This window comes from Terriglobales bacterium (assembly GCA_035454605.1).
Lineage (GTDB): Bacteria > Acidobacteriota > Terriglobia > Terriglobales > Acidobacteriaceae > DATMAB01.
The window spans coordinates 1-25,463 of record DATIGQ010000097.1 but is presented as its reverse complement, the minus strand read 5'-3'; the positions used below and the strand labels follow the sequence as shown (position 1 = coordinate 25,463).

The following is a 25,463-nucleotide window of genomic DNA, read 5'->3' as shown; positions in this document are numbered from 1 at the left end:
TACATCCGGACCAAGACTCCGCTGGTAACGCTGAAAGCGGGCATGACCCTGGACGGCAAGATCGCGCCCCCGCCGGGCGAAAGCGAGAACCCTTCGGCGCTCGGCGTCGGCGGCGCCACGGGTGGATGGATCACCAGCGAGGTGGCGCGCGCGCACGTGCAGGAACTGCGCCACTCCATGGATGCCATCATGGTGGGCGTGGGCACCATCATCGCCGATGATCCCCTGCTCACCGACCGCACTGGCCGCCCACGGCGGAGGCCGCTCCTGCGTGTGATCCTGGACTCGCGTCTGCGGCTTTCCGATGAATCACGCATCGCCAAGACCGCCAAGAACGACGTGCTGGTGTTCTGCTCGTTCGCCGAAGAGAAGAAGAAGAAGCGGCTGGAAGAACTCGGCATCCGCGTGGAGCAGGTGCCGCTGGGCGCCTCCGACGGCCGCCCCGACCTCCGCAGAGCCATGGAGAAGCTCGGTGAAATCGAGATTACCAGCGTGCTGATCGAGGGCGGCGCGCTGGTGAACTGGACCGCGCTCGCCTCCGGAGTGGTGGACAAGGTTTTTCTCTACTACGCCCCCAAGATTCTGGCCGGAACCGGCTCGGTCCCCTTCGCCAGCGGCGCGGGCTTCCGGCGCATGAGCGAGGCCGCACACATCCGGATGCTCACCGTACACCGCTTCGGCGAGGATTTCGCCGTCGAAGGCTACCTGCGCGATCCCTACGAGGGGCTCTGATGTTCACTGGCATCATCGAAGAAGTCGGGCGCGTAGCCGGCGTGCAGCGAATCGCGGGCCGCAAGGACGCTGTCCATTCCCGTATTACGGTGGAAGCCCCGGCCGCCAGCCGCGAACTGAAGAAGGGCGACAGTGTCGCTGTCAGCGGCGTGTGCCTGACGGCCGTGGAGATCACGCCCGGCTCGTTCAGCGCCGATCTCGCGGCAGAAACCGTGGCCCGCACTTCCTTCGGGCGCATCGCAACCGGGGCGCGCGTGAACCTGGAGCTGCCCATGCCGGCCGACGGACGCATGGGCGGCCACGTGGTCCAGGGCCACGTGGACGGCGTCGCCAAGTTCGTCGCGCTCACACCGGTCGAGGGCGGGGACGATTACTGGCTGCAGGTGGAAATTCCACCGCAACTCGCGAAATACGTCGTGTTCAAGGGCTCCATCGCTATCGAGGGTATCAGCCTGACGGTAGCTCGCATCGAAGGCACTACCGTGACCTGCGCCATCATTCCGCACACCGTCGAAGCCACCAACCTGGTTTCCCTGCATCCGGGAGACGCCCTCAACCTCGAGGTGGACATCCTCGCCAAGTATGCGGAAAAGATGCTGCAGGGTGAGGATGTTCCCGGAGAGATCACGTTAGAGCGGCTGGTTCGGGAAGGCTTCTAGGCGATCACCAACTCATCCAGCCTGAGGAACTGCTGCACAACCGCATCTTCCGAAGCATCCATTTGCTGCGGCGTGCCGAAAAAGTGGACCTTGGCCTCATGCAGAAAGACAATGCGGTCCGCCAGCTTGCGGGCCAGGCGCATGTCGTGGGTCACCACGATCGAGGTCAGCTTGAGCTGGTACTTGAGCTTCTTGATGAGGTCGCCCAGGAGTTGGGCCATGAGCGGATCCACCTGGGTGGTGGGTTCGTCGTACAGGATGCATTCCGGCTGCGCGGCCAGAGCGCGTGCGATGGCCACCGAGCGCTTCATTCCGGTGGACAGGTCGGAAGGAATCAGGTCACGCATTTCCCGGACGCCGACCATGTCCAGCAATCCATCGACGATCTGATAAATCTGCTCCTCGTCCAGGTCGCGACGTTCACGCAGCGGGAAGGCGACGTTCTCGCCCACCGTGAGCGAGTCGAACAGCGCGCCGTTCTGGAACACCATGGTGACCTTCTTGCGGATGCGTTCCAACTCCGCTTCCGGGTGATCGGTGATGTCCTCAAAGGCGACCATCACCCGCCCCGAATCCGGCTTGAGGAAACCCATGATGTGGTGCAGGGAAACGGACTTGCCCACTCCGCTGCGCCCGATGATGCACACCGTCTCCGCCGGGTAGACGTTGAAGCTCACGTGGTCTAGGACCACGTGTTCGCCGAACGCTTTCGAGACGTCACGAAACTCGATGTAAGGGATGCGCTCCTGCGTCATGGGCCGGACCGGGCGGCGCGAAGTCGCGCCTGCGCGACCTCGAAATCCTCGCGCGTGTTGAGATTCTGGAACATCGCCGGGTCAAAGGCAAATCGGGCCATTTCTGCCTCGTCCACGATGCGGGTGGAAACGCGGCCGAACAGCGCGTCAATCTTGTTCTCATCCTTCTCCAGCGCCGCTTGCGCGACCTCGCGAAACTGCCGGCGATACACGGCGCACAGCGGCTGGAAGCCGCTGCCCGTTCGAGGCACAATCACCACGGCGTCGCTTTGGCCAGCCTGTTGCACGAGGTACTGGAGGAAACCGGGCTCCACGAAGGGCAGGTCCACTCCCAGAATCAGGTTGAGTGCGTTCGCGCTGGAGGAGAGGGCGGCGTGGATGCCGCCCAGCGGCCCATGGCCGGGAAGGATATCTTCGACCACGCGACCCTGAGTCTGGTACAGATGCGCCGGGCCCACGATCGCGAGATTCGGGCTAATCGTCCGGGCCAGTTCCAAAGCACGCACCAGCAGCGTCTTCCCTTTCAGTTCCAGGAGGGCCTTGTCTTGCCCCATCCGCGTGCTTCGGCCGCCCGCCAGCACGAAGACGCTGAGGTCTCTTGCTGCCTGCCACACTTGCGGGTCGGGAACGAACTGAGGCAAGAGCCCTCCGTGGACGCATTCTAGCCGACCAGCGTCACAATGGCCGTGGATGTGCGTGCTACAATCCGGCGCGATTCTGCCCTGCAACTGAGCCATCCACAAGCACGCGTATGGACCTCCGCCGCAGACTCGGGCTCGCGCTGATCGTCCTGGTGGTCACCACGGCGGCCGCGGTGGCCGGGTATCGCATCATGGGCGGAACGTCGGTCTCGCTGCTGGACGCCGTATACATGGCGGTGATCACTCTGGCCGGGGTCGGTTATGGCGAGTTCGTGGACACCAGCGGAGTCCCCGCCTTGCGCCTATTCAACATTTTCGTGGTCGTCATCGGCGTAGCCGTGACTCTCTACGTGTTCTCGGTGGTGACGGCGTTCCTGGTGGAAGGCGACATCAGTAGAATCTTCTGGAGACGCAAGATGCTGAAACGGATCGGCGAACTCAAGGAACACTACATCGTTTGCGGCTTGGGAGACACGGGCCGCCACGTCGTCGAGGAGCTCCAGAAGACGGGCACGCCCTACGTCGTCATCGAGCACCAGGAGGAGCACGCCAAGCACTTCCTGGAACACCACGGCGATGCCTTCGGCGACATGCTCTACTTGCTGGGCGACGCCACCGACGAAGCGGTGCTGGATGCGGCTGGCATCGAGCGCGCGCGCGGCTTGATCGCCGCCCTGCCCTTCGAGAAGGAGAACCTGGTCATCACGGTGATGGCGCGGCAGAAGAACGCCGGATTGCGCATCGTAGCTCGCTGCACCGACCTGAAGTTCTCCGAGCGCATTCTGAAGGCCGGCGCCAACGCCACCGTTTCGCCCGATCACATCGGGGGATTGCGCCTGGCCAGCGAAGTGCTTCGCCCGCACGTGGTGAGCTTCCTGGACATCATGCTCAAGGAGCAGTCCCGCACCTTGCGGATCGAGGAGATCGCAGTCGAGGGCACCTCGCCCTGGGTCGGGAAGAAGATAGTCCAGCTGAATCTGCGCGCGGACTACAACCTGCTGCCGCTGGCCATCCGGACCGCCGACGGGGAGGGCCCGCAGTTCGTTCCCAACCCCGCCGACGACCGCAAAGTTCGCAGCGGAGACGTCATTATTGTGATGGGCGGGATGGACGACGTGCGACGCGCGCGCGAGGCCGCTCGTGCCGGCACGCCCCTGGCTTCGTAGCTAGTGGACTTCCACGCCGATAATGCGCCCGGCGGCGTCGAGTTCCAGGTTGGCCGCTGCCTTGAACACCGCATCCCCGTTGAACCCGGGCACGGAAATGAATACCCGCGGGTCGACGTAGCTGACCGGGGCTTGGGTTTCCCGGGCCGCCTTGCCCGCCCTGCTGATCAGGGAGAGCGCCTGCTGCGTGCGGTATTTCTTGGGAACCTCAAAGGAAAGGTCGGCCAGGTCGCCGGTTTCAGAGACGGATAGCGCCACCTCCACCGGGATACGGATCTGCACGTCTACGTCGTCTCGCCTGACGTGTGGCTGCAACGACACGTAGTACTGGCAGCGCCCGTCTTCCGGGTTCACTTCGGATCGCTCGACGCGGATGTTCATGGTCCCGACCCCAAAAGGGACATTCTTGTACCACAGCCAGGCCCCGAAGCAAAGGTCCGATAACTACTTCGCGCACGGCTGGGTTGCCACAGCAACTCGCTGCTAGGATTCGGGTTTACAACAAAGGGGTTGTCCTGAAGACGCACGAGTGCATCTAACCTAAGGAGTCGACCAGTTATCTATCCAGAGAGGGCAATCGCATGAAGTCCAGGGGCAAGGCATACATTGCGGTTTTAATGATTTTGACGATAGGGCTGGCGGTCGGCTGTACGCGCGGCCGTACGGATGCTCAAATCGTGGGAGACGTGCAGGCCAAGCTGTTCGCCGACCCGGCCATCACAACCAAGCAGATCCAGGTGAGCGCCAACAACGGCACGGTGACCTTGACAGGGACGGTCGCCAGCGACATGGAACGTGCCGCGGCCGCGAACGACGCCGCCCAAATCGAGGGCGTCAAGACGGTAGTGAACAACCTGGCCGTGGCGGAGGCGGCAGTTCCAGCCGTGCCCGCAGAGGAACCGGCCATGCCGCAGCCGACCGCTCGCCCGGCGGCGCGTACCACTGCGCGTGCCGCTTCGGCTCGTAGCGCAACACCTACTCCCGCACAACCTGCCAGCGCTCCGGCTCAGCCGGCCGCTCCCAGGCCGCCGGAGCCCGTTACCCTGGAGGCCGGCACGACGATGGTGATCCGCCTGATCGATGCGATCGACTCGGAACGCAATCAGGTCGGTGACGTGATCCGTGCCACCCTCGAGCACCCGCTGGTCCATGAAGACCGCGTCGTGGTCCCCAAAGGGGCCGACGTTGAGGGTCGCATCGTGGAAGCCAAGAGCGCCGGGCACTTCAAGGGCCGCTCGGAAATCGCCCTGGAAATGACGCGCCTGACCGTCAACGGCAAATCCTATGCGCTGCAAACTGATCAGTTCACGCGCCAGGGCAGTTCGCGCGGCAAGCGCACCGCGGCCACTATCGGCGGCGGAGCCGCGCTGGGCGCCATCATCGGAGGGATCGCTGGTGGCGGCAAAGGCGCAGCCATCGGTGCGGGTGTGGGCGCGGGCGCCGGCACTGGAGTCCAGGCGGTCACCAAGGGCGAGCAGATCAAGATCCCGTCCGAAACGGTGATGACCTTCCATCTGCAGGACTCGGTCAGCGTCGTCCCGGTGGGGCGCAGCGTACGCCAAGCTGCCGCTACCGAATACGACGAGTAGCCCTCTCACTTCGGCGCGGGACCCAGGCGGACCGGGTCCCGCGTTGTCCATGGCGTAGAATCTGGCCGGTTCCCGCCCGCATGCTCACTCTCACGGCCATCCTGCACACGCAAAACGACGAGCGGCTTCTCGGCCGTGCCCTGGAGTCGCTGCGGCCCTGCAATGAGATCCTGGTCGTAGACCATGGCTCTACCGACGGCACCTTGGAGATTGCGCGCCAGTTCGGCGCGGTAGTCCTCAAGCCAAGCGACGGCCCGTTTCTCGAAGCTGCCACCGGCGAGTGGGTGCTTTGTCTCCTGCCCACGGAAGCGCTGTCGGAGGACCTGGAAGGCGGGCTGTACGAATGGAAGCAGGAGGAGCCGGGCACAACTAACGCTTACGCACTTCGTATCCGTGAGGAGACTCCCGCCGGTTGGCGTCACCATGCACCGCAAACACGTCTGGTACGCCGCGGCACTATGCACTGGACCGGCCATCTCCCGCCTCGCATGGATAATGCTCTGGTATTCCCGGGCGACCTCTTGCGTCTGGCGGACGCCCGGCCGTAGTCAAGCCGGTCCGGAGACTCGCTCTTCCGACGTATAATCAGCGCAACCGTCAAGAATGATGAGCCACGCGTGACCGAGGCCTTCGAATACCTGTTCCCCGTCTTCCTGTTTTTCCTGGGACTGGCTTTCGGCAGCTTTCTCAACGTGTGTATTCACCGGTTGCCGCGCGGGTTATCGGTGGTGCGCCCGCGGTCGGCCTGCCCGGCGTGCAGTGCAGCCATCGGCGCCCGCGACAACATCCCCGTACTGAGCTGGATTCTGCTCGGTGGCCGCTGCCGCCACTGCCGAGCGCGCATCTCTCCCCGCTACGCGGTGGTCGAACTGTTGACGGCGTTGCTCTTCCTGATGTGCTACTTCACCTTTGGGCTATCGCTCGCGACACTGAAGTACTGCGTATTCGGATTCCTGCTGCTGGGACTGATTTTCACTGACGCGGAAACCAAGCTGCTCCCGGACAAGCTGACCCTGCCGGGCATGGCACTCGGATTCCTCTTCAGCCTCTTCGTTCCAGTAGGTGGCCTGGTCGGCTGGCTACTGCCCGACCTGCTGCCCGCGGGATTCGATCTGGAGCTGGCCTGGCGCCTGCGCTCGCTGGCCGACTCGCTACTGGGTGCGGCCGTAGGCGCTTCCTTCATCTACGGGGCCGGAGCGCTATACCTGCGCGCTCGTGGCGTGGAGGGCATGGGCTTCGGGGACGTCAAGCTGATGGGGATGATCGGCGCTTTTCTGGGAGTGCACCTCACCATCCTCACCCTGTTCGCCGCCTCGCTTGCGGGTTCCCTGTTCGGACTTGCTACCGTGGTGGCGGTTTGGGTACGGCGCTTCCGTCGCATCGTCGCTCGCGGCCGCGAACCGGCCGCCGCCGCCCGCCGTCGGGCATGGCGATCCGCCAAACTGGTGTATCGCCACTATGAAATGCCCTTTGGCGTCTTCCTGGGAAGCATGGCTTTGGTGGCCGTTTTTCTGGGTCATGCTTTCCTGCGCTGGTACACGGGACGCTATTCGTGAGGCTGGTCGACAACCCACTGATCCTGACGCTTGTCCTGGCGACCCTCGCGCTGGCCGTGTTGGTCGTCCTCGCCACCTGGCTGGTCCTCCATTTCCGCCGCGGCGCCGTGGGCACCCGCGAGTCGGCGCTGCCGGCAAGACCGGCAACCGAGAGCGACGCCTTTGCTGCCGCTGCGGTCCAAGGCGTGATCCAGCGGCTGAAGGAACAGGAGAAGGAGCTGGAACGCCTGCGGCAGGCGGAGCGCGAACGCTTTCAGGCAGCAGAGACGGTGAGCGCCGCTGTCCTCTCGAATCTGACCAGCGGGGTGCTTCTCTTCGGTCCGGCCGGCACGGTTCGCCAGGCGAACGAAGCCGCACGTGGCATCCTCGGCTACGCCTCTCCAACGGGATTGCACGCTCGTGACCTCTTCCGCGGTGTGAGTGCGCTGCGCGAGGAAACCGGAGGAGCGGAGCCCTCCAACCAGTCGCTGCTAGGGGCCCTGGATGCCGCTCTCGGAAGCGGCCAGTCCTTTCGCCGCCTGGAGGCCGATTACACCACTCCGGCGGGCGAAAGCCGCGTACTCGGAATCACGCTTTCGCCCGTCCGCGGGTCCACCGACGAACTGCTGGGCGCGGCCTGCCTGGTGAGCGACCTCACCGAAATCACCGGTTTGGCCCGCCAGATGCGGCTCAGGGAAAACCTGGCCTCACTGGGCGAGATGTCCGGCGGTATCGCCCATGAGTTCAAGAACTCGCTGGCAACCATCTCCGGCTACGCCCAGATGCTCACCGCCGAGAATGATTCCGAAACCGTCCGCCAGTTTGCCTCCAAGATCGTCTCCGAGACCAGCAGCCTGACGCGCATCGTAACCGACTTTCTGAACTTCGCGCGGCCTCAGAAGCTCGAACCGGAGCCCATCGACCTCTGCCAGCTGCTGGAAGAATGTGCCCGCGAATGCCCCATCGAGCTCCGAATGACATTGCCGGCCGGGTTCTCCCTGGTGGGCGACCGCACGGCGTTGCGCCAGGCATTCAGCAATCTGCTGCGCAACAGCGCTGAGTCGGGGAAGGATGGCGTCCCGGTCAGGGTGGAAGTCACCGGCCAGGCCGACGCGCAGCAGGCGCGCGTCGTCCTGCACGATAACGGCGGCGGCATTCCCGCCAAGGACCTGGGGCACATCTTCATTCCTTTCTTCACCACCAAGTCCGGGGGCACGGGGTTGGGCCTTGCACTGGTGCATCGTATTGTGACTCAGCATGGGGGCGCGATTGCCGTCGCCAGTGACGCCTCGGGAAGCACGTTTACCCTCTCGTTTCCGGCCGGAAAACCTCTGCCCCCGTCGGCCTCATCAGAGTAGAATGAGGTAGTTTCGCGGGGAGGGGCGTGTTCACCTCTTGTTCCGCGGATCCAAGGTGCCGCTATGAAACGGATTCTATTGAGTTTGTCAGTGGCCGCTCTGTTGGCGGGCAGCGCCCTGGCGCAGCAATCCTTGGGCGAGTTGGCTCGCGAGCAGCGGCAGAAGAAGCGCCCGTCGGCGCCCTCCGCCAAGGTCTATACCAACGAGAACCTGCCCACCACCACCACCATCAGCGAAGTGGGAGCCACCCCGGAAGCGTCCACATCTCGCGAATCCGCAGCGCCTGGGGCCGGTGCCGCGGAGGCCGCTCCCTCAGCCGATGACCAAGCCCAGCAGGAAGCGGAGTGGAAAAAGCGCTTCAGCGAACAGAAAGACGCCATCGCCCTGCTCGAGCGTGAATTAGACGTCCTGGAGCGCGAGAACAAGCTGCGCGCTGCGACGTATTACGCGGATGCCGGCAACCGCCTGCGGGACGAGGCCAAGTACGCCGCCGACGACCGTAAGTACCAAGCGGACACAGCTGAAAAGAAGCAGCGGATCGCGGACGCCAAGCAGAAGCTGGAAGACATGCGCGAAGAGTTACGCAAGGCCGGGCTGCCCGCCTCCTGGGGCGAGTAGCCGCACATGATTTCTTGAGCCCCCGGCGACGGGGGCTTTTCCTTTATGGACCGCATTCTTCTGGTCGAGGACAAGACTGAGCTGCGTGAGATGCTGGTGACCGCCCTGACCCGCATGGGCTATGGGGTCGAACCTGCGGCGGGCTTGAGTGAAGCATTGGCCCGGCTGCGGCAGTACCGGTTCTCGGCCGTACTCACCGACCTTAAGCTACCCGCCGGTTCGGGCATGGACGTCCTCCGAGCCACGCTCGAAGCGGATCCTGCGACGCCGGTCGTGATCATGACCGCCTACGGCGGCATCGCTGAGGCTGTAGCCGCCATGCGTGATGGCGCCTACGATTTCATTCAGAAACCCATCGACCTGGAGCATCTTCGCCACTTGCTGGCACGCGCCGTCGAGCGGCAGCAAATCCTTCGCGAGAACGTGGTCTTGAAGGAGGAGTACGCCCGGCGTTACGCCTTTCCTCGCATCATCGGCGAACATCCAGCGATGCTGGCCGCGGCGCGCGAGATGCAGCGCACGGCGCCTACCGCCACCACGATTTTGCTCCTGGGTGAAAGCGGCACCGGCAAGGAACTGTTTGCCCGCGCGATCCACCAGCTCAGCCCGCGCGCCCACCGGCCGTTCATAGCCTTGAACTGCGCTGCGATACCAGAAGCGTTGGTGGAAAACGAGCTTTTCGGGCATGAGCGCGGCGCCTTTACCGGCGCCGACCGTCGTCGCGCGGGCAAGTTCGAACTGGCCCACGAGGGGACTATCTTTCTTGATGAGGTGGGTGAATTACCGGCGGGTACGCAAGCCAAGCTCCTTCGAGTCCTCGAGGAACACGTGATCGACCGTCTGGGCGGGACCGCAACCGTCGAGGTTGAAGTTCGTGTGATTGCCGCCACCAACCGCGACCTGGAGTCGGCCGCCGCACGAGGTGAGTTCCGCCAGGACCTGTACTACCGACTGGCTGTGGTGCCCATCCGCATTCCAGCGTTGCGGGAGCGCGGGGATGACGTTCTTATTCTCGCGGAGCACTTCCTGGAACGCTTCCGCAGGGAGCTCAGGAAGCCGCGGCTTGCATTCACCCCGGATGCGGTCGCCGCACTGCGCGCCCATCGCTGGCCCGGTAACGTGCGCGAGCTGCAGAACGCTATGGAGCGCGCTTCCATCCTGAACGACAGCGAGCTCACCGCCGCGGATCTGGGACTGGCGGCCAATGTCCGGGCGGCTGCTGTGCGCAGCAGCGATCTGGGCGGATCACTGGCCAGCGCGTCGTCGCGCGCCGTCGAGTCGGTCGAGCGCGCCAAGATCGAGGCCACCCTGCGAGAGTGCAAGTGGAACAAGGCGGCTGCGGCGCAGCAGCTGGGTATCTCCTACAAGACGCTGCTGAACAAGATCCACGCCTACGGGCTGGATTGAGGCCTACTGGCTGCGCAGGCCCTCGATCTGCTTCATGTGGTGGCGCGTGTGGACCAGGTGAAACCGCCTCCATTGCCTTACATTCAGGGGTCCCATCACCGGATGATTGGCGATCTTCACCTTTAGCCCGAAGCGTTCTTCGCACCGCGTAAGGGCTGTGTCCATCGCAACGAGATTCTCTCGGATCTGCTGCATCGCCTGCTCCGCGGCCACTCCCGTCGGTCGTGTGAACTCCGGCGCCTGGCGTCCGGCGGGAAAGTACCCGATACCCGTAACCAGGAAAGCCGCCAGCCGGTGAAAGAGGGTCGGTGCGCTGGCTCTGGTTTCGCCACTCTCCAGGCATTTGTCCAGGATCCGTGCGGTCGAGCTGAAAGTGATGGAGAGATGTTCCAGAATCTGCGCCGGGGACCACTTTCCTTCCGGATGGCGCGCGAGCTGCCCTGGGGCCATGTCGCGCGTCGCCGAATCAATAGCCTTCAGCGCTTGTGCAAGGTCGGTGTGCATCCGGTCGTTTAGAATGAAGTACTGTCTACGCCCATACGGGAGGTCATTATACGGTGCACGCCATGCGCACACTCGTCTTGCTCGGCCTGACATTCGCGATGATCGCCGGTTGCTCTTCCGAAGCGCCCAAGGAACAGCCGACATCCACGGCGCCGGCCAAGCCCGCGGTCAAGCCCCCGGAGTACGATACCGGCCGCGTGGCCTTGCAGCGCCTCTACGTGACCGCCCACCAGTGGGCGCCGGACGCCCAGCCCTTCCGCCTGGAATCGGAGTATATCCAGGGGGCTCCGAGCGCCGAAGGCAAGGCCGGGGTCTGGCGGGCAAGCTTCGCCTCTGTTGCGAGGCGTGCTGCCAAGCCTTATCTCTGGTCCGGTGTTACTGCAGAAGGCGCACCCGACCGCGGCATCACGCCCGGGGCGGAGGACGTTTTCAACCCGCAGAACCAGTCGACCCGTCCCTTCGATATCGCCTTCCTGAAAGTGGATACCGACAAGGCATTCGCCGTGGCCCAGGAACACGGCGGGGCGGCTATTCTGAAGAAAACGCCCGACCACCCGATCAGCTACGTCCTGGATTGGGACGTCCGTAAGAACCAGCTTATGTGGCATGTCCTCTACGGCATCTCGCGCAGCGACGCCAAGCTGACCGTGGACGTGAATGCCTCTACCGGGGAGTTTGTGCGGGTGGAGAAGTAGCGGCCTTCTCCGGGCGGGGCTGCAAGCGCTCCAAGGCTTTGTGCGCCTCCGCAGCCAGCTCGCCATTCGGCAGGATCTGCAAATAGCGCTCGTACAGCCCGCGTGCTTCCTCGACTTCGCCGGTCGGCTCCAAGGCCTGCGCCAGCCGGAATATCGCCAGGGCGTAGTTCGGCTTGTTCTCCAGCGCTGAGCGGAAGCGATAGATCGCAGCCTTGTAGTTCTTCCGCTTGAGATAAAACTCGCCGACCTCGATGTCCTTCTCGGCTTGGTGCGGGTCATAGTGCTTGAGTTCCGTGACTTCGCTCTTCCCCGTCGGCTCTTCCTTGCCTTCAACGCCGTTCATGATGGCCAGGGTGTCACGGCTGGAGCTGTACTCGCCCTCGGCACCGGAATCGGAGCGTGGCACGGATTCGCCGGTGGGCGCAGTCTGCGGCTTCTCTTCGGATTTCTGCCCCGTCTCTTCCGGTTTCTTCTTGCTGACGTCGTAGCAAGGAGAGCCGCCCACGTGGATGCAGAGGTCTGACAGGGGATTCTTGAACCGCTTGCGCTGCTTCTTGGTCGGGGTGGAGCCGTCGTCGGCCTTCTGGGCGTCCGTGTTCTGCTCCTCCCCCTTCGCTTCAGAACCTGTTGATGGCGGAGAAGTCGGCGCGGTCTCCTGGGCCCAGAGCAGCCCGGAAATCCCCAGCACCAGGGCGAGAGTAAGGTGCAGACGCATCTGACCCTATTCTAGTCCCATTCGGATGCCGGGCCCTCGGACGGCCGTTGCATCCCCCGGGGTAGAATTTCCTGTGGCAGTACGGCGGCTTTCGCCGGTACTGCCTTGCTTCGCCATGGATTTTGAGGCCAAGATCCGGAGCCTGCCCGCTTCGCCCGGCGTGTATCTGTACAAGAACGCCGAGGGCGACGTCATCTACGTCGGCAAGGCCAAGAATCTGCGCGCGCGCGTCCGCACCTACTTCGCCGAGGGCGGAGCAGCCGACGCCAAGACGGGTTCCCTGCTGCGCGAGGCTGCCGACCTGGAATACATCCTGGTGGACAACGAAAAAGAGGCGCTGGCCCTCGAGAACAACCTCATCAAACAGAAGAAGCCGCGCTTCAATATCTTGCTGCGTGATGACAAGACCTATCCCTACATCAAGCTCACCGCATTCGAGCGCTACCCGCGCGTCTATGTGACCCGCCGCCTGCGCAAGGACGGTAGCATGTACTACGGCCCTTACTTTCCCGCCAGCCTGGCACACCGGCTCGTAGACCTGATTCACCGCCACTTTCTGGTGCCCTCCTGCAAGGTAGACCTCACGCGCTTCCATCCGCGCCCCTGCCTCCAGTACTACATCCGCCGCTGCCTCGGACCGTGCGTGAAGGGATTGACTTCGCCCGAGGCCTATCAGGAATCCGTGCGCGACGTCCGGCTGTTCCTTGAAGGACGGCCCACGGACCTCGCCCTTTCCCTGCGCGCGCGCATGGAAAGCGCTGCCCAGGCCGAAGAATACGAGCGCGCCGCCAAGTACCGCGATCTCATTTCCACCGTCGAGCAGACGCAGCAGAAGCAGCGCATGGCAGCAGTAGAGGGCGATGACGCCGACGTCTTCGGCTATCACTTTGAGAACGGCATGCTGGCCGTGAACCTCTTCCACATGCGCGCTGGCCGCGTCCTCGATCGCCGTGAATTCTTCTGGGAAGAGCTGCCGGAAAGCGTGCCCGGTTCCGGCTTCGAGCCTGGCGAGTTCATGAGCGCGCTGCTCAAGCAGCTCTATCTGGACCAGCAGTACGTCCCGCGCAGCATCCACGTGCCGGGAGACTTCGAGGACCGCCAACTGCTCGAGGAGCTGCTTGCGGAAAAGCGCGGCGGAAAGGTAGAAGTCCTCGTGCCCCAGCGGGGCGAGAAGCGCTCCCTGGTGGATCTGGTGGCCCGCAACGCACGCCAGTCGTTCGAACAGCGTTTCCGCGTCATGAAGCCGGCGGCACGCGCCGTACAGGAGGCGCTGCAGGACGCCTTAACCCTGCCTGAGCTTCCCACGCGTATCGAGTGCTTCGATATTTCACATATCCAGGGCGCCGAGACCGTGGCCTCCATGGTGGTGTGGGAGAACGGTCACATGGACAAGGCGGGGTATCGCAAGTTCATTGTGCGTTCCGTGGATGGCGTGGACGACTTCGCCGCCATGCGGGAAGTTGTCGCCCGCCGCTACCGCCGCCTGCAACAGGAACAGCGGAGCCTGCCCAGCCTGGTGCTGGTGGACGGCGGCATCGGCCAGCTCCATGCCGCAGCCCAGGCACTGGAGGAACTGGAGATCATCAATCAGCCCCTGGCCGCCATCGCCAAGCGGGAGGAACTACTCTATGTTTACGGGCAGGAACAGGAGCCTATCGCTCTCGATCATCATTCGCCGGTGTTGCACTTGATCCAGAGCATCCGTGATGAATCTCATCGCTTTGCGCTGACGTTCCATCGCAAGCGCCGACAGATGCGGGATCGCGGCTCCGAACTGCTGGAGATTCCCGGCGTAGGGCCAGCGACACGTCGCCGCCTGCTGGAACATTTCGGCAGCCTGCGCGCGGTGCAGGAGGCCAACGCCGCCGCGCTTGCCGCAGTGGTCACTCCCAAGCAGGCCGCGGCTATTCAAGAGCACTTTCGGAAATAGATTCGCCACAGAGATACCGCGACACAGAGAGATTTGGGAACGGAGAGGACTGGCTAGAGATGAAACGGACCGTAGTGTGGGTCATCGCCTTACTCATCGCCGAGGGCTCCCTGGGACAACAAGAGCAGCTGGCGGCGCCCATCGATTCCGGTGGTATGCAGGTCATCACGCTGGGCACAGGTTTTCCCCGGCCGAATAACGAACGCGCCGGCCCGGCCACCGCCGTCGTCGTGAAAGAAAAGCTCTTTCTCGTCGATGCCGGACGCGGAGTCGTCATGCGTCTGGCCGCGACGGAGTTTCCTTTGAAGTCCGTGCGCGCCGTCTTCCTCACCCACCTGCACTCCGACCATACCTCAGGCCTGCCGGATGTTTTTACCAGCACCTGGATTTTCGGCCGCAAGACTCCTCTGGAGCTCTACGGTCCTGACGGTACCAAGCAGGTTGCCAGCGCGCTCATGAAGTTCTTTGCCGAGGACATCCACATCCGCCGTGACCTCACCGAAATGCAGCCTGCCGAGGGCGCAAGGATTCGCACTCACATCGTGCAAGAAGGCGTCGTATATCGGGACGAGGATGTCACCATCACCGCCTTCCGTGTGGATCACCGGCCGGTGGGACACGCCTTCGGATACCGCTTCGATGCCGCCGGCAAGCGCGTGGTCATCTCGGGCGACACGCGCTACAGTCCCAACCTAGTGCGCTATGCCAAGGGTGCAGACGTCCTCGTGCATGAGGTGGCGCTGCCGGAGTGGCTCGACCAGGTTGACACGCCCGAGGTTGCCGCCCGTCTCAAGGCGTACCACACCACGCCGGAAGAAGCCGGGCGCGCCGCACGCGAGGCCGGAGTGAAACTCCTGGTGCTGAGTCACGTCGTCCCGTCGGACGCGGACGACAAGATCCTGGAGCGTACCGCCCGGGAATTCAAGGGAAGAATCGTTGTAGCGCGGGATCTAATGAGATTCTAACCGGCTTAGTAATAATCGCTTACCAGACATACATGATGTTTTACTTTCGAGTACGGTTTTCCAGTTCCTGCAGCAAATACATCTTGATATTCGCGTCCAGCCGCGACTGCCGCAGCACGTCGCGCAGCGTGGCGGTGGGCAGCGCCTGCGCGAACTGAAGGGCGCGGGCGAACGGCGTCTTCGAATTACGCACCAAGGCCACTCGCACTTCCTGACGCAAGGACCACTTCTGGTGCCGGCAGGTCATCTCCACGAACGCCTGCGGAGCGTCGTCGTCCATCAGCGCCCTGACCACCCAGGCTTCGGTCAGGTGCGGGTTGTTCAGCGCCGCTTCAATCACGCGGCTCTCCTTGTCCAGCAGCAGCGCAGCGGCCACCCGGGTGGAGCACCGCCTTGCCAGGCTCAGCCGTTCTCCCGAAGACACGGTTTCCAACCTTCCCACGATGGCTTCCTCGGCCGCCATCTTTATATCGGCAGGCACCTGTGGCGTGAGTGCAATGTGCATCAACTCGAAGGTATACAAGTGCCGGATGATCGGCAGAGAAACATGGCGAGGGGCGCGCGGATGCATCACGATCGCACCGATGACCTTGCGGCTTTTCATCACCGCAGCGTTCTTGGTGAGGTCTTCGATTGCGGCGCGCGCCAGGTCACGCCGCGCCAGAAACGCCAGGGCTAGATCTTCATTGAGTTGCGGATGCGCAGCCACTTGCCGCTGTATCTCTTCGGCAGGATGATGCAACAGATTTTCAATCGGACCTTCTTCAGCCCGTCCTGATCGCCGTTGATCCATGCTCGGTTGCCGACCCTGCGCGGAATCTACGCCATGACCGCGGCACCATGGCCAGCGGCACGGCGGGCATACGCCAGCGCTCCTGCGGCAGCATCTACCATGCCGAAGGTGACGGCGGCATTGGGACGTTCTGCTCGCAGCGAATTCTCGAATACCTGCTGGATGCAGAACGAGTTCATGAACACTCCGCCGCAGATGCGCACGCGCACGGCGTTCTGCCCCGGCCACAAACGCCGCGAAACAATGCGCGCCAATTGCGCCAATTCCATCCCCGCGCGAATCAAGATATCGCGCGCCACCGCGTCGCCGCGATCCGCGGCGGTCAGCGCAACAGGAAACAGCGCCGCAAAATCCGGCAACGGGTAAGAGTTGGCCATGCGCGCCACGTCATCGCGCGTTGCCACCTGCCAGGCGTTCAGGATTCCGACTGCCAAAGCCGTGGTCGTCCCGGCGTCGAAGGCGCGCAGCGCGGCCGCCACCGCCGCACGGCCGACCCAATCCCCCGATCCTTCGTCGGAAACCACCGATCCCCAGCCTCCAGCGCGTGCCGTCTCGCCGCGTTCGTTGCGCCCATAGGCGATTGAACCCGTGCCCGCGCTCACCAGCACTCCCGCGCCCTCGGGGAACGCCGCTTCAAAAGCGACCACCATGTCCCCCACGACGTCGACGGGGGACGGCACTACTTCGCCTACGATCCGCTTCACCGCTTGGCAGGAGTCGTCCAGCGATGCTCCCGCCAGCCCTACACACACGCGCGCGACACTAGGTAGTTCGATTCGGCCCGCGCGACAGGCCTCCACGATGCCCTTCTGCAGATTGGCCCGGGCCTCAGCCTCGCCCAGCCGTGTCACTTTGCAACCGCCGGTCGTGGCGCGTCCCAACACGGCATGGTCGTCCCCGACTACGCAATCCGTTTTCGTGCCGCCGCCGTCAATCCCGAGGTATACGCCCATCGGCTCCCTTTTCTACCACATAGCGCCTGGAATCGGCGCGCCAGTTCCGGCCGCGAAGTGCTTGCCCCGATGCCACCTGCCGCGTATCGTAACCGCAGCCCGATGGCGCTGCGCCCCCTGGACCTTCTGATCGTTGCGCTCTACCTGGCCGGCATCACCGCCTTTGGGGTCCGCTTCCGCAAGCCCCGCCGCACCTTGCGCGACTATTTCCTCGCCGACCGCAACGTGCCCTGGTGGGCCATCGCGCTCTCTATCGTCGCCACCGAGACCAGTACGCTCACCATCATCAGCATCCCTGGGCTTGCGTACGACACTAACCTCGGATTCCTCCAGGTCGCTCTGGGATATTGCGTGGGACGCGTCGTCATCAGTTTTGTGCTGCTGCCGCTGTATTTTCGCGGCGAGCTGTTCACGGCCTACCAGCTCATCGAGCGTCGCTTCGGCCCCAGCCTCCGCTCGCTTACGGCTGGCATGTTCCTGCTGACGCGTGCCGCCGCCGATGGTGTGCGCATCTGGGCTGTATCGATGGTGGTGATGCTGGCCATCGGCACCGGCGAGGTTGCCTCAGTTGCACTGATTACCGTGCTCACACTTATCTACACCCTGGAAGGCGGATTGGCTGCCGTCATTTGGACCGACGTCGTGCAGCTCTTCATCTATCTCGGGGGAACCCTTGCCGGCCTGTTCCTGATTCTTGCTGCCGTGCCCGGGGGATGGGACGCCATCGTCGAACTCGGCTCCCTGAACAGCAAATGGCAGGCGCTGGATTTCTCCTGGAGTTTCGCGACTCCCTACACGTTCTGGGCCGGCGTCATCGGCGGAGGTTTCCTTACTACGGCTAGCCATGGGACTGACCAGTTGATGGTGCAGCGGCTGCTCGCTGCGCGCGGGTTGCGAGAATCACGCTTGGCGCTGCTCTCCAGCGGGGTCGTGATCCTGTTGCAGTTTGCTCTCTTTCTGGTCATCGGCGTGGCGCTATTCGCGTTTTACCGGCTGGCGGAGCCTTCTACCCATTTCGCCAAATCGGACCTGGTCTTCCCGACGTTCATCGTCCAGCACATGCCTCCGGGTGTGGCTGGACTACTGATTGCGGCCATACTGGCGGCCGCCATGTCCACCCTGAGTTCCTCGCTCAGTTCGCTAGCCTCGACCACGGTGGTGGACTTCCTGCTGCGCCGCCGCCCGCAGGCGGATGAGCAGCACCGCATCGGCCTTTCCCGCCGCATCACTTTCGTCTGGGCGATCGTGCTGTTCGCGGTGGCCCTGCTTTCAAGGCGCGGAGGCCGCGTAGTAGAGGTTGGCCTGGCCATCGCGTCCGTGGCCTACGGCGCCCTGCTGGGCGTGTTCCTGCTGGGCGCGCTCACTCGTGTTGCCCATAGCCGCGGTGCCGCCGTTGGCATGGCGGCGGGGCTGGCCGTCAACGTCTACGCCTGGCTGTGGACCGTGCTCCCTTGGACCTGGTACGTGCCCCTGGGAACGATTGTCACTTTTGTCACTGGATACGCAGCCAGCGTGGTGCTGAACAGAAACGGAGAGGCTCGTGCCTGACGCCGGCGCCGCCAGAGCTCAACTCGCTCGCGATCTCAGCATCCGGCATGCTGCCTCTCTCGTTGTGGGCATCATCATCGGCAGCGGGATTTTCCTCGTCCCAAAGGAGATGATGCAGGCGGTCGGCTCGGCCGAGATCGTCCTTCTGGCCTGGCTGGTCGGCGGCGTGCTCTCGTTCTTTGGCGCCGTGACCTACGCAGAATTGGGCGCCATGAAGCCCGGCGCCGGCGGCGAGTACGTTTATATCCGCGATGCCTATGGGCCCTTGCTGGGCTTTTTGTATGCCTGGGCCACCTTCACCATCAGCAAGCCTGCCTCCATCGCCACGGTGGCCAGCGGCTTCGTGCGGGTGTTGGGAAATTTCCCTGCCCTCGGCTTCTTGAGCTTCGAGTTGTTCCGCGTACCCCTATTCTCCGAACCCCTGATCATCACTTGGGGTCACCTTCTGGCCGTGACCGTGATTGTCCTTCTGACCGCGCTGAACTGGATCGGCGTGCGCCGGGCAGGCGAGTTCCAGGTGGTCTTCACCATCCTGAAGGTGGCGATGATCGTGGGCATCGCGGCGGTCTGCTTCGCCCTGACCGGCGGCCGCTGGGAGAACTTCTCCAGCCACTACCCGGAGGCCAAAGGCGGGACCGTAGGCTTCATGGTCGCGTTGATCGCGGCGCTTTGGGCCTATGACGGCTGGAACAACCTCAACATGGTGGCGGCGGAGATTCGTAAGCCCGAGCGCACCATTCCCATTGCTTTGATTGCCGGGATTTCCGTGGTTGCTTTTCTCTATGTGCTGATGTACGCCGCCATTCAGTTCGTGATGCCCGCCGAGGCCGTTGCTGCCGCCGAGCGTCCTGCTTCGCTGGCCACCCAGATCGTGGCCGGCTCGTTCGGAGCCGGACTGGTGACCGCTGGCATGGCGCTCTCGATGTTCGTCACCATGAACGGGCAGATTCTCGCCGGGGCCCGCATTCCGTTCGCCGCCGCCCAGGATGGGTATTTCTTCCCCCGCCTGGCTACGGTTCATCCCCGCTTCCACACCCCGACCATGGCATTGCTCTTCCAATCGGGCCTGACCATCCTTCTGATCCTGGTAGGTGGAAGCTTCCAGCAGCTATTCTCTTTGGCCATCTTCGCGGAGTGGATCTTCTACATGATCGCCGCCGGCAGCATCTTTGTGTTCCGCCACCGCGAGCCCGAAGCGCCACGCGCGTACCGTGCCTGGGGATACCCGGTTGTGCCGGGCTTATTCATCGCCGCCTCGGCTGTCCTGCTCTACTATTCGTTCACAGAGAATCTGCGGAACTCACTCTGGGGATCGCTGGTGATCTTGGCAGGTGTGCCCGTGTTCTATTTCTTTGCCCGGAAACCGGGAAAGCCGGCGTGAAAACGCCGCGCGGCGCTTTTCCCTGGACTCAGCAGGCCTATGCAGCGGTGGCAGGTCTGGCCTGCCGGGCGCGCTCGTATATGCGCACGTACTCCTTCGCCGAGTTCAGCCAGGAGAAGTCCTTGCCCATGCCGTTACGCATGAGAGCCTGCCACCCCTCCCGGTCTTTGTAGGCCGCCAGCGCCGACCGGATGGTCGCCAACAGCGCCTCCCCGCTGTACTCGGTGAACTTGAACCCTGTTCCTTTGCGGGTTCGTGGGTCCCAGGGCTCGATGGTGTCATCCAGGCCGCCGGTCGCCCGCACCACGGGCACGGTGCCGTACTTGAGGCTGTAAATCTGGTTGAGGCCGCAGGGCTCGTAGCGCGAGGGCATCAGGAACATGTCTGCTCCCGCCTCGATCTTGTGCGCCACGGCGTTGTCGTACGCCACCTTGACGGCGAACTTCTGCGGATACTGGCGGTTCAGGTTGCGGAACAATTCCTCGTACTCCGCGTCCCCTGTTCCCAGGGCCACGATGATCAGATCCTCCCGCACCAGACGGTCCGCGACCTGCGAGATAAGGTCGAAGCCCTTCTGGGCGGCGAAGCGCGATACGATGCCGATCACCGGCACATCCGCAGCCGCGGCCGACACCCCAAATGCGGCCAGCAGGTCCCTCTTGCATTGCGCCTTGCCGCTCAGGTCTTCCGGCGAGTACTTGGCCGCCGCAAACTTGTCGTTCTCCGGGCTCCACTCGGCGTAGTCCACTCCGTTCAGGATGCCGGTGACGGAGGCCGCACGCCCTCGCAGCACACCTTCCAGGCCAAACCCGTACTCGGCCGTCTGAATCTCCTGGCTGTACTTCTTGCTCACCGTGGTGACGAAGTCCGAGAACACTAACGCACCCTTCAGGAAATTCACCCGACCGTAGAATTCCAGCTTGGAAATCGTGAACAGGTCCCAGGGCAGCATGAGTAGCGGCAAGGTGTCGGGAGGGAACAGACCCTGGTATCCCATGTTGTGGATGGTGAACACGACGGGAACGTTTTGGAAGACGGGGTCCTCGGAATATCCCGTGCGCAACAGGATGGGGACCAGCGCCGACTGCCAGTCATGGCAGTGGAAAGCGTCGGGGACGCCCAGGATCTTCGAGGCCTCCAGTACCGCCCGGCTGAACAAAGCAAAGCGTTCCGCATTATCCGGGTAATCTCCACTGGGCGTGCCGTAGAGCGCGTCGCGATCGAAGAAGGGCGGATAGTCGATGAAGTAGAATCGGACCCCGGCTCGCGTGCCTCCGTCCAGCACCGAGCAGAACCGGTAGCGGTCGTCGAACGGGATGGTCAGGCTGCGGATTGCCGTTTTGGCATCAGAAAGCTTGGTTTGGCGGTAACGCGGGAGGAAGACCGTGACTTCGTGTCCCAGGGATGCCAGCGCCGAGGGCAGGGCGCCCACGACGTCCGCCAATCCTCCGGTTTTCGAGAATGGTACGCACTCCGAGGCGGCGAAGGCGATGTGCATGCTGAGGAACCTCCCGTCGGCGCGTGGGATGCGAAGAGACTGCATAGTCTAATGGCACGCGCTACCAGGGTCAACGCAAAGCGACCGCGCCTCGGGCAAAACTTCCTCGCCGACCCGCGGGCTGCGGAACGTATCGTCGAAGCTCTCGGCGACCTCTCGCAGTCCACCGTGGTCGAGATCGGCCCCGGACGTGGCGCGCTCACTGACCTGCTGGCCCAGCGCGCCCGCCGCCTCATCGCGATCGAAGTCGACCGTGTGCTGGCCGCGCAACTCGGATTGCGCTACGCCCGGCAGGGAAACGTCGAGATCGTCGAAGCTGACATTCTGTCCGTCGATCTATCCTCAATCATCGCTATGGAGCCCAGCCAGCTCGTTCCCCGCCGCGTCGGCGGCAAGGCGATCGTGGTCGGCAACCTTCCCTACTACATCACCTCGCCCATCCTCATGCGTCTCTTCACTTTTGCAAACCGCATCGAGCGCATCGTCATCCTGGTGCAGCGCGAAGTGGCCACGCGCATTGCCGCTCGCCCCGGAGGCCGTGACTATGGGGTGCTCTCCGCTACGGCCCAGCTTTACGCCCGCGTCGAAAAGCTGTTCACCCTGTCGCCGGCCGCCTTTTCTCCTTCCCCCAAGGTGCATTCCACCCTGCTGCGGCTTACCATATCCCCCAGGGACGCTGAACTGGGGTTAGCCGCTGGCGAGTTCGTGGAGTTTCTGAAGCTCGGTTTCGGACAGAAGCGTAAGACGCTGTTGAACAACCTGAAGTCCCGTTATGGTGAGGCGGCGGTGCTGCGGGCGCTCGCCGAAGCGGGCATTCGGCGCGACGCTCGCGCCGAAGCGCTTGCGCTGGAAAAGACCGCGGCTGTGTTCCGCAACCTGCAGGACCAGGCGCCGTCAGTGGCTGGGTTCGGTCGGGCCTCAACCTCGAGGTAGGCGTAAGTGGCCTCCCCTAGCAACGGGAGGGAGTCATGAGCACCGCAGTCCGTGAACCCGCGGTCGCCGGCTACTTCTACCCGGGCCGTGCGGAGACTCTGCTGCGCGATGTGCGCTCCTACTCGGCGGCTCCCTCGGCGAAGCTGCGAGCTCTGGGTTGCGTGGCCCCACACGCCGGCTACATGTACTCCGGGCACGTCGCCGGTGCCGTGTACGCGCGCCTCGAACTGCCCAAGCGATTCCTCATCCTCTGCCCCAATCACACCGGGGTGGGTGAACCGCTGGCCATTATGTCGCGTGGCGCCTGGCGCACTCCCCTTGGGGACGCCCGTATTGACAGTTCCCTGGCCGCTCAGCTCTTGCAGCGCTGCGAGCTATTGACCGAAGACTCGCTCGCCCATCGCTCCGAGCACGCGCTCGAGGTACAGCTTCCCTTCCTCCAGGGGCTTCTCTCGGACTTCACTTTCGTTCCCATTGCCGTCGGCGTAGGCTCCTTCCCGCCGCTGGCCGCACTGGGAGAAGCGGTCGCCGATGTTCTTTCCGGACAGAGTGATCCTGTCCTCCTCATCGCTTCCAGCGACATGAACCATTACGAGTCCGACGCGGTCACCCGTGTGAAGGACAAAAAAGCCATCGACCCGATGCTGGCCCTGGACGCCCGCGGCCTCTACGATGTCGTCTGCAGCGAACACATCAGCATGTGCGGCTTCGGGCCGGCCGTCGCCATGCTCACGGCGGCCAAGCGTCTGGGCGCGACCCAGGCCGAGCTTGTCAAGTACGCGACTTCAGGAGATATCTCAGGCGACTTCGAACGCGTCGTGGGCTACGCCGGTGTCGTCGTCTATTAGCTTCAGCCACCACACAAGCACAAAGGGCGGCCGCTCAGGCCGCCCTTGTGATCTTCACGCAGCAGGAATCAGCGCGGATTCGAGGAGGCACCCCTGCTTGCGCTTCCACCACCTCCGCCACCCCTGCTTGCACTCACCGCACCGGACGAACGGCCACCGCCGTAGCTCCCGGCGCTAGACCTTCCACCGGAATAGCCGCCGGACGACCCGCCCGACCGGGACGACCCGCCCGACCGGTACGAGGGCGCGGGCGTTGATTGTGTAGAAGCACCGCCAGCGCGGTTTGGCTGCGACGAACCTCTGCCGGAATCGAAACTGCGCCAGCCGCCATCGGCTACCCGGCCATTCCCTCGGTCCGAATTGCCGCGAACCGTACCGGCGCTCGAACGCTCCGAGTCAACGCTCCTGGATCCGGAACGTGCTTCCTGGCGCGATTCCTGCTGGCTGCGCGACTGCCCCTTGCCGACTGTACCGAAGTCTCGATCCAGTGTTCGGCCACGGAGCAAACGGTCGTCGTCGCCGCCGGAACGCGCATCCCGACCGCCGCCCGCCTGCCCTCTATCGCCGGCCAGAGGCGAGCGTCCGCTGGACCTCTCAATCATAGGCTCGGAATCGACGTTGGTGGTCGTGATGCCGCCGCGAAAGGCGTTGCCCGAAGGATTTCGTGGGCTCTGGAGATCTTCAATCACCGCCCGTCTGCGACCGGCTCCACGCCCGCCGCCAGCGCCTTCTGCAACGGTCGGTTGCAGTCCGCTCCCCACCGGCACGATCCCACGATTCGCCGTGGTGGGAGCAACCGGTGCCGTAAAACCGCGTGGCGCACGGTATACCGGCGTTACCCGGTGCCAATTGTTCCAGTGCCACCGGTTTCGCCCTGCCTGCCAGCACCAGCCGTAGCCTCCCACGTAGAACCAGCTACCGTAGCGATAGGGCAGCCAGCCCCACGGGTACGCCGAAACCCACAGGTAACCGAAGCTCGGATAGTAGGCCCAGGCGCCGTTCAGGTAGGGATTCCAGCCCGCGTTCACAAAGAACGGGCGCCATACGTAGCCGTACCCGGGAACGAAGATATAGTTCCCGTAATAGTTCAGGTCGCTCCAGCCGTAGCCTACGTACGTGGCATACCCGCCATACGATGAGCCGCCGTAGCGGTTGGACTTCGCATAGCGGTCCCGGTAGGCTTCTCGGTCGCGGTCCCACTGATCGTACGAATCCCCTTCGACTGACCGCGCCAGGTAATAACGGCCCGGGTCTTCGAAATCCAGGTTGAAAGTCTCGTTCTTGCGGACTGCCACAGAAGTGCCCGGACCCGAAACCTCGACTTCGCCTTTGAACACCGCCAGTTCCATCTGCCTCTGGCCCACGGTCAGGCGGAAACGCGAGTCCTTGCGCAGCGTGATTTCCTGGCGCCCGGCCAGCACCCGGAAGTCGTTATCGCGCTTCTCGTCGATATTGAAATAAGCCGTGCCGTCTTCCAGTTGGGCCACCGTGTACAACTGGCCGCCGTTCCTCAGGCTGAGCTGCTCCAGGTTGACCAGCGTGTCGGGCGTCAAGCGGATGGTGTCGCCTTCTTCGAACTCGACTTCGGCCAGCGCCCCGTGGCCGGTCTGGACGCGGTTGCCGTTCGCCACCGGCATGTTCATCACCGCGCGCTCAAAGCCGCGGCCGTCCCCGCGGTCCAGATACACGTCCCCGTCGGCGTAGCTCAGGCGCACAATGCGCACGTTGGAATCGGCGAAAGCGGCGGGTACGAACAGGGTGGCAGCCAGCACGAGCGCCACCACCAGTGCAGGACCCAGTTTCCGGTTGGTCATACGACCCCCTCTGTGCCCTGTTGATTAGATGGTTTCATTCTACGCCCAAGATGCAGGATTCCGCGCCCCGCCGGCTTGAAGAAACCAGGGACAGACCGCCGACTACCACTTTAGTGGGGGTTCGTAGCGCTTCTGGCCCGGCCGGAGATGGAGGCCAGCAGGCGCTCGGCGCGCTGCCGTGCAATCTTCATCACTGCCGGATCCTTGGCAATCGAACGCAGCAAGCCCTCAATGGTCTGCAATTCCTTCAGCCCGAAGCGTGGATCTTTGGTTCGCTCTTCCATCCTCTTGAGCTCGGCCTCCAGGCCCAGCCGGTCGTAGCGCCGCAGGAACTCCAGCCGCCGGCCGAACTCCTGCGTGCTCCCTATGCCCATGAAGATGGTCGTCAGGTCATCGATGTTGCCATTCTCAGACCAGTTGTAGCTG

26 protein-coding genes are annotated in these 25,463 nt (G+C 63.7%); 16 read left to right on the top strand and 10 right to left on the bottom strand.

Annotated elements, in window-relative coordinates; genetic code table 11:
- On the top strand, positions 1 to 732 hold a 732-nt coding region (locus tag VLE48_06975), incomplete at its 5' end, for a RibD family protein (protein HSA92737.1).
- Positions 732 to 1,391, top strand: coding sequence for a riboflavin synthase (locus VLE48_06970; GenBank protein HSA92736.1), 660 nt, complete (start codon positions 732 to 734; stop codon positions 1,389 to 1,391). The genes VLE48_06975 and VLE48_06970, both read left to right, overlap by 1 nt.
- Here VLE48_06970 and VLE48_06965 read toward each other — a convergent pair.
- Together VLE48_06965 and VLE48_06960 are read right to left on the bottom strand one after the other, a co-directional pair.
- Positions 1,388 to 2,146, bottom strand: coding sequence for an ATP-binding cassette domain-containing protein (locus tag VLE48_06965; protein ID HSA92735.1), 759 nt, complete (start codon positions 2,144 to 2,146; stop codon positions 1,388 to 1,390). The two genes, VLE48_06970 and VLE48_06965, sit on opposite strands and share 4 nt — an antisense overlap.
- Complete coding sequence (locus VLE48_06960) at positions 2,143 to 2,787, bottom strand: molybdenum cofactor guanylyltransferase (protein HSA92734.1); 645 nt, start codon at positions 2,785 to 2,787, stop codon at positions 2,143 to 2,145. Before VLE48_06960 ends, VLE48_06965 begins: the two co-directional genes overlap by 4 nt.
- 110 nt (positions 2,788 to 2,897) lie before the next feature.
- On the opposite strand from VLE48_06960, the gene VLE48_06955 reads away from it, so the two are divergent.
- The gene (locus VLE48_06955) at positions 2,898 to 3,953 is read left to right on the top strand and encodes a potassium channel protein (GenBank protein ID HSA92733.1); all 1,056 of its coding nucleotides are present in this window, start codon (positions 2,898 to 2,900) and stop codon (positions 3,951 to 3,953) included.
- Here VLE48_06955 and VLE48_06950 read toward each other — a convergent pair whose 3' ends face one another.
- Positions 3,954 to 4,334 (bottom strand): hypothetical protein, encoded by a 381-nt coding sequence (locus VLE48_06950; GenBank protein HSA92732.1) that lies wholly within the window; start codon positions 4,332 to 4,334, stop codon positions 3,954 to 3,956.
- 236 nt (positions 4,335 to 4,570) lie between these two features.
- On the opposite strand from VLE48_06950, the gene VLE48_06945 reads away from it, so the two are divergent.
- The 6 genes from VLE48_06945 to VLE48_06920 all read left to right on the top strand — a co-directional run bounded on the left by VLE48_06945 (position 4,571) and on the right by VLE48_06920 (position 10,460).
- The gene (locus tag VLE48_06945) at positions 4,571 to 5,542 is read left to right on the top strand and encodes a BON domain-containing protein (GenBank protein HSA92731.1); all 972 of its coding nucleotides are present in this window, start codon (positions 4,571 to 4,573) and stop codon (positions 5,540 to 5,542) included.
- An 80-nt stretch (positions 5,543 to 5,622) separates the two neighbouring features.
- The gene (locus VLE48_06940) at positions 5,623 to 6,090 is read left to right on the top strand and encodes a glycosyltransferase (GenBank protein ID HSA92730.1); all 468 of its coding nucleotides are present in this window, start codon (positions 5,623 to 5,625) and stop codon (positions 6,088 to 6,090) included.
- Positions 6,091 to 6,159: 69 nt separating this feature from the next.
- The gene (locus tag VLE48_06935) at positions 6,160 to 7,098 is read left to right on the top strand and encodes a prepilin peptidase (protein ID HSA92729.1); all 939 of its coding nucleotides are present in this window, start codon (positions 6,160 to 6,162) and stop codon (positions 7,096 to 7,098) included.
- Positions 7,095 to 8,435, top strand: a complete 1,341-nt coding sequence (locus VLE48_06930; protein HSA92728.1) for an ATP-binding protein — start codon at positions 7,095 to 7,097, stop codon at positions 8,433 to 8,435. Before VLE48_06935 ends, VLE48_06930 begins: the two co-directional genes overlap by 4 nt.
- Before the next feature lie 63 nt (positions 8,436 to 8,498).
- Entirely contained in the window at positions 8,499 to 9,053 is a 555-nt protein-coding gene (locus tag VLE48_06925; GenBank protein HSA92727.1) for a hypothetical protein, read from the top strand.
- 45 nt (positions 9,054 to 9,098) lie between these two features.
- Positions 9,099 to 10,460: a sigma-54 dependent transcriptional regulator gene (locus VLE48_06920; protein ID HSA92726.1), complete on the top strand. Its 1,362-nt coding sequence runs from the start codon at positions 9,099 to 9,101 to the stop codon at positions 10,458 to 10,460.
- 3 nt (positions 10,461 to 10,463) lie between these two features.
- Here VLE48_06920 and VLE48_06915 read toward each other — a convergent pair whose 3' ends face one another.
- On the bottom strand, positions 10,464 to 10,964 hold the full coding sequence (locus VLE48_06915; protein HSA92725.1) for a DinB family protein: 501 nt from the start codon (positions 10,962 to 10,964) through the stop codon (positions 10,464 to 10,466).
- Between the two features lie 62 nt (positions 10,965 to 11,026).
- Between VLE48_06915 and VLE48_06910 the strand changes: the two genes are divergently transcribed.
- Entirely contained in the window at positions 11,027 to 11,659 is a 633-nt protein-coding gene (locus tag VLE48_06910) for a hypothetical protein (protein HSA92724.1), read from the top strand.
- Here VLE48_06910 and VLE48_06905 read toward each other — a convergent pair.
- Positions 11,628 to 12,374, bottom strand: a complete 747-nt coding sequence (locus VLE48_06905; protein HSA92723.1) for a tetratricopeptide repeat protein — start codon at positions 12,372 to 12,374, stop codon at positions 11,628 to 11,630. The genes VLE48_06910 and VLE48_06905 overlap by 32 nt on opposite strands.
- 73 nt (positions 12,375 to 12,447) lie before the next feature.
- Here VLE48_06905 and uvrC point away from each other — a divergent pair, with 73 nt between their 5' ends.
- A complete protein-coding gene (gene uvrC, locus VLE48_06900; protein HSA92722.1) occupies positions 12,448 to 14,304 on the top strand; it encodes an excinuclease ABC subunit UvrC in 1,857 nt (618 codons plus the stop codon).
- A 59-nt stretch (positions 14,305 to 14,363) separates the two neighbouring features.
- Positions 14,364 to 15,269 carry an MBL fold metallo-hydrolase gene (locus tag VLE48_06895; protein ID HSA92721.1) on the top strand — a complete coding sequence of 302 codons (906 nt, stop codon included), beginning with the start codon at positions 14,364 to 14,366 and terminating at the stop codon, positions 15,267 to 15,269.
- 40 nt (positions 15,270 to 15,309) lie between these two features.
- On the opposite strand, the gene VLE48_06890 is transcribed toward VLE48_06895, so the two are convergent.
- Both VLE48_06890 and VLE48_06885 read right to left on the bottom strand, forming a co-directional pair.
- Entirely contained in the window at positions 15,310 to 15,978 is a 669-nt protein-coding gene (locus tag VLE48_06890) for a hypothetical protein (GenBank protein ID HSA92720.1), read from the bottom strand.
- A gap of 110 nt (positions 15,979 to 16,088) precedes the next feature.
- A complete protein-coding gene (locus VLE48_06885) occupies positions 16,089 to 17,015 on the bottom strand; it encodes a BadF/BadG/BcrA/BcrD ATPase family protein (protein HSA92719.1) in 927 nt (308 codons plus the stop codon).
- Positions 17,016 to 17,084: 69 nt separating this feature from the next.
- On the opposite strand from VLE48_06885, the gene VLE48_06880 reads away from it, so the two are divergent.
- Both VLE48_06880 and VLE48_06875 read left to right on the top strand, forming a co-directional pair.
- A complete protein-coding gene (locus tag VLE48_06880) occupies positions 17,085 to 18,563 on the top strand; it encodes a sodium:solute symporter (protein HSA92718.1) in 1,479 nt (492 codons plus the stop codon).
- Positions 18,556 to 19,944: an amino acid permease gene (locus tag VLE48_06875; protein HSA92717.1), complete on the top strand. Its 1,389-nt coding sequence runs from the start codon at positions 18,556 to 18,558 to the stop codon at positions 19,942 to 19,944. Before VLE48_06880 ends, VLE48_06875 begins: the two co-directional genes overlap by 8 nt.
- A 37-nt stretch (positions 19,945 to 19,981) precedes the next feature.
- Here the strand turns inward: VLE48_06875 and glgA are convergent, their stop codons facing one another.
- The gene (gene glgA, locus VLE48_06870) at positions 19,982 to 21,442 is read right to left on the bottom strand and encodes a glycogen synthase GlgA (GenBank protein ID HSA92716.1); all 1,461 of its coding nucleotides are present in this window, start codon (positions 21,440 to 21,442) and stop codon (positions 19,982 to 19,984) included.
- Positions 21,443 to 21,493: 51 nt separating this feature from the next.
- Here glgA and rsmA point away from each other — a divergent pair, with 51 nt between their 5' ends.
- On the top strand, positions 21,494 to 22,375 hold the full coding sequence (rsmA, locus tag VLE48_06865; GenBank protein HSA92715.1) for a 16S rRNA (adenine(1518)-N(6)/adenine(1519)-N(6))-dimethyltransferase RsmA: 882 nt from the start codon (positions 21,494 to 21,496) through the stop codon (positions 22,373 to 22,375).
- Between the two features lie 35 nt (positions 22,376 to 22,410).
- A complete protein-coding gene (gene amrB / locus VLE48_06860) occupies positions 22,411 to 23,223 on the top strand; it encodes an AmmeMemoRadiSam system protein B (protein HSA92714.1) in 813 nt (270 codons plus the stop codon).
- A gap of 68 nt (positions 23,224 to 23,291) precedes the next feature.
- Here the strand turns inward: amrB and VLE48_06855 are convergent, their stop codons facing one another.
- Both VLE48_06855 and VLE48_06850 read right to left on the bottom strand, forming a co-directional pair.
- Positions 23,292 to 25,037, bottom strand: a complete 1,746-nt coding sequence (locus tag VLE48_06855; protein ID HSA92713.1) for a FecR family protein — start codon at positions 25,035 to 25,037, stop codon at positions 23,292 to 23,294.
- 110 nt (positions 25,038 to 25,147) lie between these two features.
- On the bottom strand, positions 25,148 to 25,463 hold a 316-nt coding region (locus VLE48_06850; protein ID HSA92712.1), incomplete at its 5' end, for a hypothetical protein.

Bases quoted from the DNA above. Each gene is read 5' to 3' on its own strand.
- VLE48_06970 (HSA92736.1), top strand. From the start codon at position 732: ATGTTCACTGGCATCATCGAAGAAGTCGGGCGCGTAGCCGGCGTGCAG.
- VLE48_06910 (HSA92724.1), top strand. From the start codon at position 11,027: ATGCGCACACTCGTCTTGCTCGGCCTGACATTCGCGATGATCGCCGGT.
- glgA (HSA92716.1), bottom strand. From the start codon at position 21,442: ATGCACATCGCCTTCGCCGCCTCGGAGTGCGTACCATTCTCGAAAACC.
- VLE48_06905 (HSA92723.1), bottom strand. From the start codon at position 12,374: ATGCGTCTGCACCTTACTCTCGCCCTGGTGCTGGGGATTTCCGGGCTG.
- VLE48_06920 (HSA92726.1), top strand. From the start codon at position 9,099: ATGGACCGCATTCTTCTGGTCGAGGACAAGACTGAGCTGCGTGAGATG.
- amrB (HSA92714.1), top strand. From the start codon at position 22,411: ATGAGCACCGCAGTCCGTGAACCCGCGGTCGCCGGCTACTTCTACCCG.
- VLE48_06940 (HSA92730.1), top strand. From the start codon at position 5,623: ATGCTCACTCTCACGGCCATCCTGCACACGCAAAACGACGAGCGGCTT.
- VLE48_06955 (HSA92733.1), top strand. From the start codon at position 2,898: ATGGACCTCCGCCGCAGACTCGGGCTCGCGCTGATCGTCCTGGTGGTC.
- VLE48_06965 (HSA92735.1), bottom strand. From the start codon at position 2,146: ATGACGCAGGAGCGCATCCCTTACATCGAGTTTCGTGACGTCTCGAAA.
- rsmA (HSA92715.1), top strand. From the start codon at position 21,494: ATGGCACGCGCTACCAGGGTCAACGCAAAGCGACCGCGCCTCGGGCAA.
- VLE48_06915 (HSA92725.1), bottom strand. From the start codon at position 10,964: ATGCACACCGACCTTGCACAAGCGCTGAAGGCTATTGATTCGGCGACG.
- VLE48_06945 (HSA92731.1), top strand. From the start codon at position 4,571: ATGATTTTGACGATAGGGCTGGCGGTCGGCTGTACGCGCGGCCGTACG.
- VLE48_06880 (HSA92718.1), top strand. From the start codon at position 17,085: ATGCCACCTGCCGCGTATCGTAACCGCAGCCCGATGGCGCTGCGCCCC.
- VLE48_06925 (HSA92727.1), top strand. From the start codon at position 8,499: ATGAAACGGATTCTATTGAGTTTGTCAGTGGCCGCTCTGTTGGCGGGC.
- VLE48_06885 (HSA92719.1), bottom strand. From the start codon at position 17,015: ATGGGCGTATACCTCGGGATTGACGGCGGCGGCACGAAAACGGATTGC.
- VLE48_06950 (HSA92732.1), bottom strand. From the start codon at position 4,334: ATGAACATCCGCGTCGAGCGATCCGAAGTGAACCCGGAAGACGGGCGC.
- VLE48_06895 (HSA92721.1), top strand. From the start codon at position 14,364: ATGAAACGGACCGTAGTGTGGGTCATCGCCTTACTCATCGCCGAGGGC.
- VLE48_06855 (HSA92713.1), bottom strand. From the start codon at position 25,037: ATGACCAACCGGAAACTGGGTCCTGCACTGGTGGTGGCGCTCGTGCTG.